The sequence below is a fragment of the Frigoribacterium faeni genome (assembly GCF_007988805.1).
Taxonomy (GTDB): domain Bacteria; phylum Actinomycetota; class Actinomycetes; order Actinomycetales; family Microbacteriaceae; genus Frigoribacterium; species Frigoribacterium faeni.
Genome location: NZ_BJUV01000003.1, coordinates 31,364 through 45,477, shown reverse-complemented (window position 1 = coordinate 45,477; position 14,114 = coordinate 31,364). Strand labels below are relative to the sequence as shown.

Genomic DNA, 14,114 nt, shown 5'->3' with positions numbered 1-14,114 from the left:
GCCTCCACGGTTCTGGCACCGCGAACGCGAACGCGCCCCGCGGCCCGGGCTCGGGGCGCGGGGCGCGGGGCGTGCAGGTCAGAGCCCTGGGCGCGGAGCTCGGAGCTCGGAGCTACTTCTTGCCCTGGTTCGCGACGGCGGCGGCACCGGCGGCGGCGGCCTCGGGGTCGAGGTAGCGGCCCGGGCCGGTCGGCGAGAAGTCGTCGTCGAGCTCGTAGACGAGCGGGATCCCGGTGGGGATGTTCAGCTCGGCGATCTCGTCGTCGCTGATGCCGTCGAGGTGCTTGACCAGGGCGCGCAGCGAGTTGCCGTGCGCGACGACGAGGGTGACGTCGCCCGCGGCGAGGCTCTCGGTGATGTCGCTGTGCCAGTAGGGCAGCATGCGCTCGATCACGAGGGCGAGCGACTCGGTGCGCGGGGCGTCGACACCCAGCTCGGCGTAGCGCTTGTCGTGCGCCTGCGAGAACTCGCTGTCGTCGTCGAGCGGGGGCGGCGGCACGTCGAACGAACGACGCCAGGTCTGGAACTGCTCGGGACCGTACTGCTCGAGCGTCTGCGCTTTGTCCTTGCCCTGCAGCGCACCGTAGTGGCGCTCGTTGAGACGCCACGAGCGCTTGACGTCGATCCAGAGGCGGTCGGCCTCTTCGAGGGCGATGTCGGCGGTCTGGATCGCGCGGGTGAGACGCGACGTGTAGAGGATGTCGGGAAGCAGGTCGTGCTCGAGGAGCAGCTCGCCCGCGCGCTTGGCCTCGGCACGGCCCTGCTCGGTGAGCCGCACGTCGACCCATCCCGTGAACAGGTTCTTCGCGTTCCATTCGCTGTTGCCGTGACGCAGGAGGATGAGGGTCGAAGTCATGCCACCAGCGTATCGCTGCCCGCCGGTGTCAGACTTGGCGCATGCCCATCGGTTCGATCACGCGCGGCACGACCGGTGCCAACCGCCTCCGCCGCGTCGACCGGTGGATCGCCGCGCACCCGTCGTTCCGCCGAGCGGACGACCCGCTGGTGGTCGATCTGGGGTACGGGGCGAGCGCGACCACTCCCCTCGAACTGCACCAGCGCCTCCTGAAGGTCCGGTCCGACGTCGAGGTGATCGGCATCGAGATCGACCCGGAGCGCGTGCGCGTCGCGAACCTCTCGGCGCGGCCGGGCGTCGCCTTCCGACGCGGCGGGTTCGAGGTGCCGCTCGACGGCGACCGGCGACCGGCCGTGATCAGGGCGTTCAACGTGCTGCGTCAGTACGACGAGTCCCAGGTCGCCGACGCCTGGGCTCTCATGACGTCGCGGCTGCAGCCCGGCGGCGTGCTCATCGAGGGCACCTGCAACGAGGTCGGACGCGTGGCGAGCTGGGCGGACGTGACGCCCGAGGGCGCGCAGTCGTTCACGATCTCGTTGCGGCTGGCCGATCTCGACGTGCCGTCGATCGTGGCGGAACGACTGCCCAAGGCGCTGATCCATCGCAACGTGCCGGGCGAGCGGGTGCACGCGCTGCTCGTCGACCTCGACCGCCAGTGGGCCGTGGCGGCGCCCCTGTCGGTCTACGGGCCGGTGCAGCGATGGATCGCCACCGTGCAGGGGCTGCGCGACGCCGGATGGCCGGTGCGGCACGGGCGGTCGCGCTGGCGGCTCGGCGAGCTCTCGCTGCCGTGGGAGGCCGTGGCGCCTCGCGCCTGACCGGTCGCGGTGTGCCGTCGGGTCGGACCGGGCGGTAGGGCTCCCCGGCGATCAGACGGGCGCGAGCAGGGCGCGGGCCTCGTCGTGGTCGAGGCCGGTCGCCATCAGCAGGTCGACGAGCAGGGGCCGCATCATCAGGACGATCATCGCCTCGGTGACGGGAGCACCCGGCACGACGAGGGTCGGGTCGAGACGCCGGGCCACCGCGGTCAGGGCCTCGCGGGCGACGGGTCTCCTCTCGACGTCGTGCAGCGACTCGCCCAGCACGGCGACCGCCCGCGACGTGCTCTCGAGCAGATCGCCGACGGGGCGCCGGTCGACGCCGTCGCCGAGCGAGGTGTCGAGTCGCCGGGCGATGACCCGGAGGTTCCGGACGGCGAGGTCGACGTAGCGCCGCACCGCGGCCTGCTGCCGCAGGTGCGGCAGCCGCGAGCGGAGGAACGGCGAGAGACGCGCGATCGACTGCGCCGACTCGAGCGTCGACGCCCAGTCGTCGAGCAGCGGCTGGGTCGACCGCAGGCGACGCAGGGCGTCGTCGGCCCGGCGGACGTCGTCGGTGCGCACCGCGACGATGAGCGACGCGAACGCCCGCTCGACCTCGGCGAAGAGCTGGCGGGCGTCGGCTCGCGCCAGCCCGATCGGGTCGCGGGGCACGACCGCGGTGACGATGAGCGCGATGACACCGCCCACCGCCCCGTCGATGCTGCGCACGAACGGCCCGCCGTCGGGGTCGGGCAGCAGCATCACGAGCATCGACTGGGTCGCGGCCGCCACCGCGAACGCGCTGCTCGGCGAGAAGAACCGTCCGACGAGCAGCGCCGCGAAGAGCACGAGCGCGATCTGCCACAGCCCCTTGCCGACGACCATCAGCAGCACCTCGCTGAGCGCGATGCCGATCAGCACGCCGACCGCGTTCTCGAGCACCCGGCGCGGCCGGGCGTCCCGAGCGAGGCCCAGCGACGAGATCGTGATCGTCACGGCCAGCAGCGGGATGGCGTGCCCGAGGACGTAGTGGGTGACGGCGTACGACGCCGACGCGGCGAGCACGATCTGCACGACGGCCGGCCCGGACGCGAGGGTCCGCGCGGTCGCCGCTCGCGGATCGAATCCCCCGGAGGCGCGGCGGACGACGCGCCTCAGGCGCTGCGTCGTCGGCGCCTCGGGTCGCGCCCGGTCGGTCACGGGGTCGTCAGCGGCGGACGGCGCCGAGGCGCGGCAGCCGGGGCACGCCGGCGGCGGCGCCGGCCGTGGACGGCACGATGACCTCCTGAGCCGCGGCGACGACGACGCCGTCGGCCAGGACCGCGAGGGCCGCGGACTCGTCGGTGCCGCGCTTGACCAGCGCGAGGGCGATCGGACCGAGCTCGTGGTGCAGCGCGACGCTCGTGACGTGCCCCACCTGCTTGGGCTTGGCCGGTGCGGCGTCGGCCATCGCGTCGGCGGCGCCGTCGACGGGGGCCGCAGGCACCCCTCCGGCGAGGACGACCGCGTCGCCGCGTGCGGGCAGCACGCCGTCGCTGCCGTCGAGGTGCAGCATGACCAGCCGGCGCGGCGGGTGCCCGATGTTGTGCACCTTGGCGACGGTCTCCTGGCCGCGGTAGCAGCCCTTCGAGAGGTGCACGGCGCTCCGCATCCAGTCGAGCTCGTGCGGGATGCTCTTCTCGTCGACCTCGGTCGTCAGACGCGGCCGCCAGGCCTCGATCCGGAGGGCTTCGAGCGCCAGGGTGCCGGCGACGGCGAGCCGCTCGGTCGGCAGCGCGGCCAGGGCGGCCAGGGAGTCGCGGGCGACGAGCGTCTCGCGGTACGACCACTCGCGCCCCGGATGCGTCTCGGCGGCCGCGTAGCCGTGGCCGCCGACGGCGACCTCGTGCCACGGGTCGACCCAGACGATCGGCACGCCGTTCGACTCGAGCGCGGCGACGTCGGAGTCGGCGACGAGGTCGTGCATCGACCCGATCGTGGCGACGTCGGGGGTGCGGTCGGCGACCTCGACGCGGAGCATGAAGCGCATCCGGTCGAGCCAGGCGCGCAGCGGCTCGGTCTCGTCGCCGTCGACCAGGAGCCAGGCGGTCTCGCCGTCGTCGACGACCCGGGCCGCGTGCTCCAGCCGGCCGTTGGCGTCGAGCAGCAGGGTCTCGGTCGAGACCCCGGGGGCGAGACCGAGCAGGTGCTGACTGGTCAGCGAGTTGAGCCAGCTGAGCCGGTCGGGGCCCGTGACCGTCAGCACGCCGCGGTCCGACAGGTCGACGATCGCGCCGCCCCCGTGGAGCAGGCGCTGTTCGGCGACCAGTCGGCCGTAGTGCGCGGCCACGCCGGAGCCGTCGTCGACGAAGCCCTCACGGGCCGAGAACGGCGACACGGCCCCGGACGGCGCGTCGACGGAGGGCGAGGCCGAGGAGGCGGTCGTCGGGTGGTCGCCGGAGGTGTCAGTCAACGCGCGACAACCGCCCCGACGCGTGCGTGCGCAGCTCCTGGCCGAGCGCCGCGATGTCCCAGGCCCAGAGCAGGTCGTTCTCGACCAGCCCGTACATCCGCGTGGAGGCGCTGTGCTCCTTCGCGTTGCTCGATCGGAGCACCGCGTCGGTCGCGAGATCGATGCGAGGACCCTTGACCCGGCCGAGGTAGAGCTCGTTGACGCCCGTGGGGTGCACGATCTGCACCTCGAGGCCGAAGCCGTCGTCGGGGGTGCGGAGGATCTCGACGGCGCGGGCGCTCGTGTACGGCTGCACCCCGACGCCGGGCAGCATGCCCGGACCGCGGTCGCCCTCTTCCGCAGGGCGCTCGAGACGCCAGTAGCCCGTCTCGGTCGTCAGCGGCGTGTGCTCGTCGTCGAGCAGCCACGTGAACGAGCTGTAGTTGAGGAACGGCAGCCCGTCGTGGCTGAAGCTGATGCGCTGCCCGAACTCGTGGATGCGGCGTTCGGCCGGGGCGGCGCCGTCGGCGGGGAGGTCGGGGTCGCCGTCGCCGATCGTGTAGTCGACGACGCCGGTGCCCTCCCACACGCCGATCAACCAGGACAGGGGGACGAGCTCCGACGGCAGGTCGGTGGGGATGTCGATCAAGGTCAGCGCTGACCCTTGAAGAGCTTGACCAGCACGACGACCGACACGAACCCGATGCCGAGGGACGCCAGGGCGAGGAGGCCGACGAAGAACAACTCGAGAGCGAGCAAGGAATCCATGTCGCAACCCTACCTGCCGACCACCGACAACGGCAGGGGGAGCCGACGGTCGACGAGAGCGCTCAGCGGACGAGCACGACCGCCAGCGTGGCGACGGCGAGGATCACGAGGCTGCCGCAGAGCGAGAGCATGGTGCGCGAGACGAGGCCGTCCTTCTGGCTCACCGCCAGCTGCAGCACGAACGTCAGCACGATCGCTCCGCCGAGGGAGAGCGAGAGCCAGGTGAACGGGTCGTCGGCCGGCGCGAGGAGGACGATCAGCACGGCCGCGACGAGGGTCGCGAGCCACACGGGGACGATCGTCAGCGGCTTGAGCCGCGCCGTGTCGACCACGGGAGGGGTCGTGGGTTCTGACACTGTCGTGGTTCTCCGTTCGAGACCTGCCCTAGCATCGGGTGGTCGGGATGGGCCGTGCTCATGTTTTAGACTGCTCGACAGTACATTCACTGGAGGTCGTGTGGCGCAGCTCTTGGTACTGACCTCAGCGGGCGGACCCGATGTACTACCCGCGCTCGCACTCCTCAGCCACCGTACCCGCCAGATCCCGGCCGAGCCTGCTCAACTGGTGAACGCCCCCTCGAGCGACCTCATCTTCGTCGACGCCCGCAGCGACCTCGCCAGCGCCAAGTCGCTCTGCAAGATCCTCCGCACCACCGGTGTCACCGTGCCGATCGTCCTCGTGCTCACCGAAGGCGGCCTGACGGCCGTCAACGCCGAATGGGGCGTCGACGACGTCATCCTCGAGACGGCCGGCCCCGCCGAGGTCGACGCCCGCATCCGCCTCGTCACCGGTCGGCTCGCCCAGTCGCAGACCGGCTCGAAGATCCACGCCTCCGGCGTCGTCATCGACGAGGCCAGCTACTCCGCCAAGGTGCACGGCCGCCCGCTCGACCTCACCTTCAAGGAGTTCGAGCTGCTCCGCTTCTTCGCCACCCACCCGTCGCGCGTCTTCACCCGCGAGCAGCTGCTCAGCGAGGTCTGGGGCTACGACTATTTCGGCGGCACCCGCACCGTCGACGTGCACGTGCGGCGCCTGCGCGCCAAGCTCGGCGACCTCGAGTCGCTGATCGGCACCGTGCGCAACGTCGGCTACCGCTTCAACGTGTACGACGACGACACCGCCGCACCCGGGGCCTGACGGTGAGCCGCCCCGACGACGCGACCCGCGCCTCCTCGTCCGACGACGCCCGAGAGATCGAGTCGCTGGCGACCGCCGCCGCCGCGGTCGACGGCAGTCCGCCGTTCAACGACCAGACCCGCGTCGACGTGCGCTCGGGCGCGGCCCGGGTGCTCGGCGACCGCGAGGCCGCCGCCGTGATCGGCGACGGCGAGGCCGAGCTGGCCGTGCACCCCGATCGTCGGGGCGAGGGCCGCGGCACGCGCCTGACGCAGGCCGTGCTCGACGCGACCTCCGGCCCGATCGCGTTCTGGGCCCACGGCGACCTGCCGGCGTCCCGCGCCCTGGCCGCGCGGTTCGGCGCGGTCGAGACCCGTCGCCTGCTCCAGCAGCGTGCCGCGGTCACCGCGCGCGCACCCCGCCTCCGCGAGGGCGACCGGGTCGCGTCGTTCCGCCCCGGCGTCGACGACGCGGCCTGGCTCGACCTGAACTCCCGCGCGTTCGCCGACCACCCCGAGCAGGGCTCGCTCGACCAGGCCGACCTCGACGCGCGTCGGGGCGAGGCGTGGTTCGACGCCGACGACTTCGTCCTGCTCTGGCGGGGCGACGAGCTCATCGCCTTCTGCTGGCTGAAGCTCGAGGCCGGCCAGCCGGGCGAGTTCTACGCCGTCGGGGTCAGCCCCGACCACCAGGGCGAGGGCCTCGGAGGCGCGGTGGTCGACGCCGGTCTCGCCCGCCTCACCGAGAGGGGCGTCGAGACGGCCGCGCTCTACGTCGAGGGCGACAACACGGCCGCGCTGCGCCTGTACGCCGCGCGCGGGTTCACCGACCACGCCGTCGACGTCCAGTGGACGCTCTCGCGCTGATCAGCCGCCGACGCCGGCCCACTCGGGGACCGGCTCCCAGCCGCGGGGCCCGCGCCGCACGGCGCCGCCCCGCTCGAAGGCCTCGAGCCAGCCCGTCATCGGCCACTCGCCCCATCGCTCGGCGAACAGCCGTCCGTTGCGCAGCACGTCGTCGAGGTGCTGCCACGGCGGCGACGACGTCGGGTGGTGCTGGTGGTACGCGTGCGCTCCCCCGACCCAGGCGAGCGGGCGGCCGGCGCGGCGCAGGGCGTACGCGAAGTCGGTGTCCTCGCCGCCGTAGCCGACGAACTCCTCGTCGAACCGCGGCCCCGTGCTCCACGCCTCGGCGGTCAGGGCGAACGAGAGCGACCAGAAGAGGCGGTAGTCGTCGTCGCCGGCGCGGATCACGGCGCCCGCGGGAGGCGCGGGTCGGGCCGCGTGCGGAGCGGTCAGCCCGGCGAGCACGGCCGGGTCGTCGACGTCGACCCCGGGCGGCAGATAGGTGACCGGACCGCACAGGACGGCCTCGGGCTCGACCCGGGACGCGGCGAGATAGCGCTCGACGAGCTCGGGGGCGGGCACGCAGTCGGCGTCGAGGAACACCACCAGCTCGGCGCCGAGGGCGACCGCGGCGTCGGCGCCCGCGTTCCTCGCCGCGGCGAGCCGGAAGCCGTCGGCGGCGGGCGGGACGTGCAGCACGACGTCGACGCCGAGATCGGCCGGCGCGGGCTCCTCGTCGAGCCAGACGACGACCGTGCCGACGCGGGGCGCGTCGAGCCGGTCCGGCCCGGCGTCGCGCACGACCGCGGCGAGCTGGTGCCGCAGGTGGTCGAGCCGGGCGGTGGAGCAGAGCGTGACCACCGCGACGTGCGCTCGGGGGCGATCCGCGCCTCCTCGGCCGGCGATCGTCGGGGCGACGGCTCCGCGGGCGATCTCGTCGACGACGGCCGCGGCTCGGCGGGCGGCTCCGGCGACCTGCCAGCGCGACCAGTCGGGGCGGAGCTCGAGGGCTCGCGCGATCACGGACGGCCAGCGGTCGGCGGACGGCCACGACGTCTCGACGACGGCCAGCCCGGCGCGGTCGAGCGCCTCGGCGGTGGCGTGCTGCTCGTCGAACGGACGGCGCTGCGGCACGACGACGGCGCGCGCACCGGCGGCCGCGACGTCGGCGATCGCGTTCTGCCCGGCCCAGGTGATCACGACGTCGGCCTCGTGCAGCGCGGGCCACGGGTCGGCGGCGAGCACCGCGGGCCGACCGTCGACGCCGTCGATCCCGAGCACGGTCCAGCGGGTGCCCGGGGTGGCGGCGCGAGCGGACTCGACGTCGGCGGCGGTGACCTCGTGCCCTCCCCCGCCGGCCAGGACGAGCACCCGCACGTCGCCGTCGGCCGGAGCCGTCTCGGGCAGCGCTCGGCCGTCGTGTCGGCTGATTCCGCCGGTGTGGACCGTCGCCTCGGGGCGGAGCGCCAGGTGCGCGGGGGCCATCAGGTCGCCGGGCCACGGCGCCACGATCGCGGCGGCCACCCGTTCGACGAGGGCGTGCGGCGCGTCGTCGCGGTCGCCCGGCTGGGTGACGAGCACGACCGGGACGCCGAGGAGGCGCGCCAGCAGCCCGACCTCCGCGGAGACGTCGACGACGAGCGCGTCGATCCGCTCGCGGGCGACGGCCTCGGCGATCAGCGCCAACCGGTCGCGGTGTCCGCGGTGCCCGAGCGGAGCCCAGTGCAGGGCGCCCGAGGCGGTGGGGTCGGCACGGGTCGGATCGAGGAGGCTCCCGTCGGCCCGGGTCTCGGGGTCGGCGTCGTGCGGCAGCGTCGTCCAGCGGGTGTCCGCCGGCAGGTCGTCCGGCGCGGCGCGCGAGCTGAAGACGATCACGTCGGCGTCGACGTGCGGACGGACGGCGCGGAACCGCGCCACGTGCCCGCCCCCGTGGTGGTGCAGGTACCAGCCGACGACGGGTCTCGTCACGCCGCGACCTCGGGGCGGTCCGACCGACCGGCGCCGAGGCCGTCGGCGTCGCGGGCGTCGTCGGAGACGGGCGGACGACGGTCGGCGGCCTTCCGCACGGCCTCGCGCAGCACGGTCTCGAGGCGGTCGATGCGGGTCTCGAGGGAGAAGCGGGCCACCGCGCCCGCCCGGATGGCCTCCCGGCCGCCCGGACGACGCGACGCGGCGATCAGCTGCCGTGCGGCCTCGGCGAGCGCCCGCGGGTCGTCGTGCGGCACGGTCGTCATGCCGGTCGTGCCGCGGGCGATCTCGGTGAGCCCGCCGACGTCGTGGGCCGCGACCGGCGTGCCGGTCATCAGCGCCTCGGGGGCGACGAGGCCGAAGGGCTCGTCCCACACGGGGGTGACGAGCGAGCAGGCGCTCCGCCCGACCAGGTCGGCGAGCTCGGGCTGAGCGAGCGGTCCGACGTGGCGGATGCGATCGTCGAGCCCCGGGGCGACGGCCCGGTCGAAGTAGGCCTGGTCGCCGATGCGCCCGACGATGGTCAGGGGCAGGTCGAGCAGACGGGCGACCTCGAGGGCGAGGTGGGTGCCCTTCTCGGGGACGAGGCGTCCGAACCAGACCAGACCCGCGCCTCCTCGGCCCAGGGGCCACAGGTCGGCGTCGACGCCGTTGGGCAGCACGACCGAGTCGACCCCGGCGGACGCCCACTCGCCGGCGGTGTGCCGGCTGACCGAGAGGTAGGAGCTGCGGCCGCCGTCGGAGGCGGCGTCGGCGGCGACGAGCTCGGGGATGACCGGGGTGTGCAGCGTCGAGACGACCGGGACGCCGAGCGACCCGGCGCGCTCGAGCGGGAGGCCGTGCAGGCAGTGGTTGACGACCACGTCGTAGTCGGCGGCGTGACGTCGCACGCGGTCGAGCGCGGCGTCGAGGTCGGGCAGGGCCCGGTCGAGGTAACCCCTCGGGTAGGTGTCATCGGCGGCGATCTCGTCGTCGGCCCACTCGACGGGCGGCAGGACGTAGGCGCGCGGCCCGCCGGCCATGAAGTCCGACCCGCGCGGCGCGATGAGGTCCACCCGGTGCCCCCGGCTCCGCAGCGTCGCGACCTCGTTCCACAGCGCCGACTCGACGCCGCCGGCATGCGGCTGGCGGATCGGGAAGCGGACGGGAGCGATCGCGGCGATGCGCAGAGGTCGGGGCGGTGTCACGCAGGGGTCCTCTCGGTGGGGATGACGGGAAGATCGGAGACGGAGGCGGAGGCGGGGACGGCGGCGCCGGGGGCCCGCTCGCCGACGGCGGCGCGGTAGACCCCCACGTGCCGTCGTACCACCGCGGCGTCGACGACGGCCCGTTCGGCCAGGCGGTCGACGATCACGTCGCGTCGGGCGGCGGAGCCGGAGGGCGATCCGGCGGCCAGCACCCGTCCGAGGGCGTCGGCGAGGGCGACCCCGTCGGCGGCGAACGGCACGGCCTCGACCGTGGGGTCGACGTGCTGACTCGCGTAGTGGCCCGTGGCCGGGGCGACCACCGGCACGCCGAGGTCCCAGCAGAGCTCGAGCCAGCCCGAGTGGGTGCCGTGCCGGTAGGGCAGCACGCAGGCGTCCAGACGCGCGAGACCCGCGGCGAGCGCGGCGTCGTCGAGCCGGTCGTGCTCGACCAGCACGACGGACTCCGACGTGGCGCAGATCCGACGGACCTCGTCGCGGGCGTCGGCGTCGCGCACCGACCGGTGCAGACGCACCTCGGCGGCGGCGAGCACCCCGCGGGAGCGGAGCGCGGCGACCGCCGCGACCAGGGCGGACACGGCGCCGGGTCCGTCGACGCCGGGGCGCAGGTCCTTGAGGTGCATCCCGATCAGCGGTTCGTCGCGGCTCAGGCCGATCGGAGCCCGGTCGGCCGTGACCTCGGCGCCGAGGAGGCGCGGGTGCGGCAGCACCACGGCCTCCCGCCCCCAGCGGCGCGCGATCTCGGACGCGGCCCCCTCGGTCAGCGTCAGGACGACGTCGACGATCGGGAGCAGGGCGTCGAGCTGGGCGAGGTAGCGGGCCTGGTCCGACCCGGCGAGCTGCGGGTGGTCGAGGTCGTGGACGGTCTGCACGACGGGCCAGCCCACCGCGTGGGCGGCCTCGACGGCCGCGACCAGGTGCGCGACGTCGAACGACTCGGTGCCGAAGTGCACGTGCAGCAGATCGGCCTCGTCGGCGTGGGCGCGGATCCACGCGGCGTCGAGGGCGACCGGCGGCCACCAGACGCCGGGGCCGGCGCCCTCGGGGCGCGGGTCGTCGATGAGGGTGATCGCGTCGTCGGCGGTCACGGTCCGCACGTAGGGATGCGAAGCGGGGACGGCGACGACGCGCAAGGGGCGCGTCATGCTTCCTCCGCTTCTCGGGCCCCTCGTCGTTCACGACAGGAGGCGTCGTGTGGACCGTACTCCCCGACCGGGCCGACGCGCTCATCGGGACCACCCCCTTGACGAGACGCCGGCCGCGTGTAACGTCGCGAGGATGCCCGCACCTCTCTGCCTCGTCGTCGGACCACCGCCTCACGGGGTCACGGCCTACGCCGCCGATCTCGCGGACGCCGTCGTCCGCGCCGACCCCGCCGTGGCCCGGATGGACCTCGCCACCGCCGACCTGGCCGAGGCCGAGATCGGCCGCGGCGTCCACCCCCGCGTGCACCTGCACGTCACCGACAAGCTGTTCGGCGCCTCCCTCGAGGCCGCCGCCGACCGCATCGAGCGCCTGGCGGCCCTCACCTCGCTGACGATCACGCTGCACGACCTCCCGCAGCCCTCGGACGGCGAGACCGCGGTCCACCGGCGCGCCGCCGCGTACCGGCGCATGGCCCGGGCGGCCCGAGGGGTGGTCGTCAGCAGCGAGCACGAGCGGGCGCTGCTCGCCGAGCACGTCGACGACGACCTGCCCCGGGTGCTCGTCTCGCCCCTCGGCACCCGCCCCGGGGCGCCGTTCGCCGCGCCGACGAGCGAGGCCGGCGGCGCGACCGGCTCCCCCGCGCCTCCCTCGTCCTCCGCGGGGCCCGAGCTGCGGGTGGCGATCGCCGGGTACGTGTATCCGGGCAAGGGGCACGACGACGCGATCGCCGCGTGCGGGGACCTCGTGCGGCGCGGCGAGCTCGCCTCGGCCACCGTGGTCGCCCTGGGCGGGCCGTCGCCGGGGCACGAGCGCGACGTCGACGTGCTGACGGCGACCGCGCACGGGCTCGGCGTCGGCTTCGAGGCGACCGGCCGACTCGACGACGCCGCGTACGCCGCCGCGTTCCACTCCCCCGTCGTGCCGCTCGTGGCCCACCGGCACTGGTCGGCGTCGCGCTCGCTGCTCGACTGGGCCGAGCAGGGGCGCCGGGCCGTCGTGGCCGACACCCGCTACACCCGCGAGATGGACGCCCTGCGCCCCGGCAGCATGGCCCTCTACGACCCCGAGGCGCCCGGCGCGCTGGCCGAGGCGATCCTCGCCGCCCACCGCGACCCCGCCTCGACCGGCCTGCCCTCGGGCACGTCGTTGAGCCCGACGCTCGACGACGCCGCGGCCGCCCACCTCTCCTGGTGGCGCGAGGTCGCCCCGTGACGCGAGCCGTCGACCTCGGCCCCGCGCCCCGGCCCGGGCACGGGCGGGCGCTGCCGGGGAACCGCTGGGACCTCCTCGACGGGATCACGCCGCCCGCGCCTCCCTCGGTCACCGTCGTCGTCGCCCACTACCGCCAGCAGGCGCAGCTCGACCGGACGCTGCTCGCCCTGTCGCGGCAGGACCACCCCGCCTCGCGTCTCGAGGTCGTGGTCGTCGACGACGGGTCGCCCGAGCCGCCGCGGGTGCCGCCGGGCGTGCGCCTCGTCGTGCAGGAGGACCGCGGGTTCCGCCTGTCCGCCGCCCGGAACCTCGGGGCGTCGGTGGCCGACGGCGACGTGCTGTGCTTCCTCGACGCCGACACCGCGCCCGAGCCGTCGTACGTGCGAGAGCTCACGCGGCTGCCGGCGCTGAGCTCCGACGTCGTCACGGCCGGCCGACGCCGGCACGCCGCCCTCGAGGGGGTGGCCGAGGAGGCGCGGGTCGAGCAGGTCGCGCCTGCTCTCGAACTCGACGAACCCGCCTGGCTGCGCCGCGCCCACGTCGAGAGCAGGAACCTGCTCGACGCCGACGACCGCTCGTACCGGTTCGTCATCGGCGCCGTGACGGCCTGCTCCGCCGACTTCTTCGCCGACACCGGCGGCTACGACGAGGGGTTCACCCGCTACGGCGGGGAGGACTGGGAGTGGGCGTACCGCGCCTGGCTGGCGGGCGGCGTGCTCGCCCACGTGCCCGCCGCGGTCGCCTGGCACGACGGGCCCGAGTGGTCCGGCCGCGACCTCGACGAGCGACAGCGGGCCAAGAACGCCGAGACGCTGCTGCTGGCCGAGCTCATCCCCGTGCCCGGCTCGAGGGGGCACGGGGTGCGGGGACGACACGCGGACGTCGCGCTGCACGGGCCGACGTCGGGCGGCGACGCCGCACGGTTCGTCTGCCTCGACTCGATCGCGGCGGAGCTGCCCGAGGCCGTGCCGGTCGACGGCGGGGTCGCGGGCGGGGTCGACGGCGGGCGGGCCGACGGGGGCGCGGTCGTCGACCGGGTGCGCCTCGACGTCGTGGTGGCCGACGCCCCGGTGCGGGTCCGCGACGGGGAGCTCCGCCGCGCGGTCGACGAGGTGGGCGCCCGCGGGCTGGCCTCGATCACCTTCGTCGACGACGAGGGGGTCGAGCTGCTCGCCGTCCGGTCGCGTCGGGCCGCGGCACGGGCCCGCAGATGGGGTGACGAGACGGTGTTCGAGGCCGTGGTCCGGCGCAGCCCGTCGATCGCCCGCGTCGTGGCCGAACCCGACCTGGAGGGGTACGTCGGCGGCTGGGGATGACCGGCGTCGTGCGGACGCCCGGAGGGCGAGGGGTACAGATCGGGGTACGGATGCGGCCGTCCGCCCTTTACTCCCGCGGGGGTCGGCCGCCTGCCACGTCGCTCTCAGCACCATGGAGTGGATTGAGGTGCACCGTCACGAAGCCCCGCCCCACCACGATCGCACCACAGGAGACCACCATGAACCCCGTCAAATTCATCTCGGACCTCGGCGTCCAGAGCAAGCACGCCTACTGGGGCGGATTCGCCTCCATCGTCATCGCGCTCGTCGCCTGGCTGGCCTCGCAGGGCAAGGACTCGTCCGACAAGGCGCAGTCCGACCGCTGGGGCATCTTCATCGGCCACTGGGCCCCCACCTTCTTCGCTCTCGGCCTCGCCCTGAAGCAGGAAGAGAAGTAGGCGGGACGGCCGGGCGGGGAGGCGCGCGCGTCTCCTCCCCCGGCCCACCGCGC

The 14,114-nt window shown here is 74.8% G+C and carries 14 protein-coding genes; 6 read left to right on the top strand and 8 right to left on the bottom strand.

Going from position 1 to position 14,114, the window contains the following annotated elements; all coding sequences use genetic code 11:
* Positions 1 to 112: 112 nt before the first annotated feature.
* Positions 113 to 856 (bottom strand): phosphoglyceromutase, encoded by a 744-nt coding sequence (locus FFA01_RS02095; protein ID WP_146852496.1) that lies wholly within the window; start codon positions 854 to 856, stop codon positions 113 to 115.
* Between the two features lie 41 nt (positions 857 to 897).
* On the opposite strand from FFA01_RS02095, the gene FFA01_RS02090 reads away from it, so the two are divergent.
* Complete coding sequence (locus tag FFA01_RS02090) at positions 898 to 1,674, top strand: class I SAM-dependent methyltransferase (protein ID WP_146852493.1); 777 nt, start codon at positions 898 to 900, stop codon at positions 1,672 to 1,674.
* A gap of 51 nt (positions 1,675 to 1,725) precedes the next feature.
* On the opposite strand, the gene FFA01_RS02085 is transcribed toward FFA01_RS02090, so the two are convergent.
* From FFA01_RS02085 to FFA01_RS02070, 4 genes are all read right to left on the bottom strand, one after another.
* Complete coding sequence (locus FFA01_RS02085; protein ID WP_146852491.1) at positions 1,726 to 2,856, bottom strand: FUSC family protein; 1,131 nt, start codon at positions 2,854 to 2,856, stop codon at positions 1,726 to 1,728.
* 7 nt (positions 2,857 to 2,863) lie between these two features.
* Positions 2,864 to 4,033 carry a CAF17-like 4Fe-4S cluster assembly/insertion protein YgfZ gene (gene ygfZ, locus FFA01_RS02080; RefSeq protein ID WP_146852716.1) on the bottom strand — a complete coding sequence of 390 codons (1,170 nt, stop codon included), beginning with the start codon at positions 4,031 to 4,033 and terminating at the stop codon, positions 2,864 to 2,866.
* A 67-nt stretch (positions 4,034 to 4,100) separates the two neighbouring features.
* On the bottom strand, positions 4,101 to 4,736 hold the full coding sequence (locus FFA01_RS02075) for a heme-binding beta-barrel domain-containing protein (protein WP_146852489.1): 636 nt from the start codon (positions 4,734 to 4,736) through the stop codon (positions 4,101 to 4,103).
* Positions 4,737 to 4,917: 181 nt separating this feature from the next.
* A complete protein-coding gene (locus FFA01_RS02070) occupies positions 4,918 to 5,211 on the bottom strand; it encodes a hypothetical protein (RefSeq protein ID WP_146852487.1) in 294 nt (97 codons plus the stop codon).
* Between the two features lie 100 nt (positions 5,212 to 5,311).
* Here FFA01_RS02070 and FFA01_RS02065 point away from each other — a divergent pair, with 100 nt between their 5' ends.
* Positions 5,312 to 5,992 carry a winged helix-turn-helix domain-containing protein gene (locus FFA01_RS02065; protein WP_146852485.1) on the top strand — a complete coding sequence of 227 codons (681 nt, stop codon included), beginning with the start codon at positions 5,312 to 5,314 and terminating at the stop codon, positions 5,990 to 5,992.
* A gap of 2 nt (positions 5,993 to 5,994) precedes the next feature.
* Positions 5,995 to 6,837: a mycothiol synthase gene (gene mshD / locus FFA01_RS02060; RefSeq protein ID WP_146852483.1), complete on the top strand. Its 843-nt coding sequence runs from the start codon at positions 5,995 to 5,997 to the stop codon at positions 6,835 to 6,837.
* Here mshD and FFA01_RS16180 read toward each other — a convergent pair whose 3' ends face one another.
* Genes FFA01_RS16180 through FFA01_RS02040 form a run of 3 tightly spaced genes read right to left on the bottom strand, consistent with a single transcriptional unit; the run spans position 6,838 to position 11,134 of the window.
* Positions 6,838 to 8,784: a glycosyltransferase gene (locus tag FFA01_RS16180; protein ID WP_244289656.1), complete on the bottom strand. Its 1,947-nt coding sequence runs from the start codon at positions 8,782 to 8,784 to the stop codon at positions 6,838 to 6,840.
* Positions 8,781 to 9,971: a glycosyltransferase gene (locus tag FFA01_RS02045; RefSeq protein ID WP_146852481.1), complete on the bottom strand. Its 1,191-nt coding sequence runs from the start codon at positions 9,969 to 9,971 to the stop codon at positions 8,781 to 8,783. The genes FFA01_RS16180 and FFA01_RS02045 overlap by 4 nt, the downstream gene beginning before the upstream one ends.
* On the bottom strand, positions 9,968 to 11,134 hold the full coding sequence (locus tag FFA01_RS02040) for a glycosyltransferase (protein WP_146852479.1): 1,167 nt from the start codon (positions 11,132 to 11,134) through the stop codon (positions 9,968 to 9,970). Before FFA01_RS02040 ends, FFA01_RS02045 begins: the two co-directional genes overlap by 4 nt.
* A gap of 133 nt (positions 11,135 to 11,267) precedes the next feature.
* On the opposite strand from FFA01_RS02040, the gene FFA01_RS02035 reads away from it, so the two are divergent.
* From FFA01_RS02035 to FFA01_RS02025, 3 genes are all read left to right on the top strand, one after another.
* The gene (locus FFA01_RS02035) at positions 11,268 to 12,347 is read left to right on the top strand and encodes a glycosyltransferase family protein (RefSeq protein WP_146852477.1); all 1,080 of its coding nucleotides are present in this window, start codon (positions 11,268 to 11,270) and stop codon (positions 12,345 to 12,347) included.
* Positions 12,344 to 13,663, top strand: coding sequence for a glycosyltransferase family 2 protein (locus FFA01_RS02030; RefSeq protein WP_146852476.1), 1,320 nt, complete (start codon positions 12,344 to 12,346; stop codon positions 13,661 to 13,663). The genes FFA01_RS02035 and FFA01_RS02030 overlap by 4 nt, the downstream gene beginning before the upstream one ends.
* Before the next feature lie 179 nt (positions 13,664 to 13,842).
* Complete coding sequence (locus FFA01_RS02025) at positions 13,843 to 14,061, top strand: hypothetical protein (RefSeq protein WP_146852475.1); 219 nt, start codon at positions 13,843 to 13,845, stop codon at positions 14,059 to 14,061.
* The last annotated feature ends 53 nt before the right edge of the window (positions 14,062 to 14,114 follow it).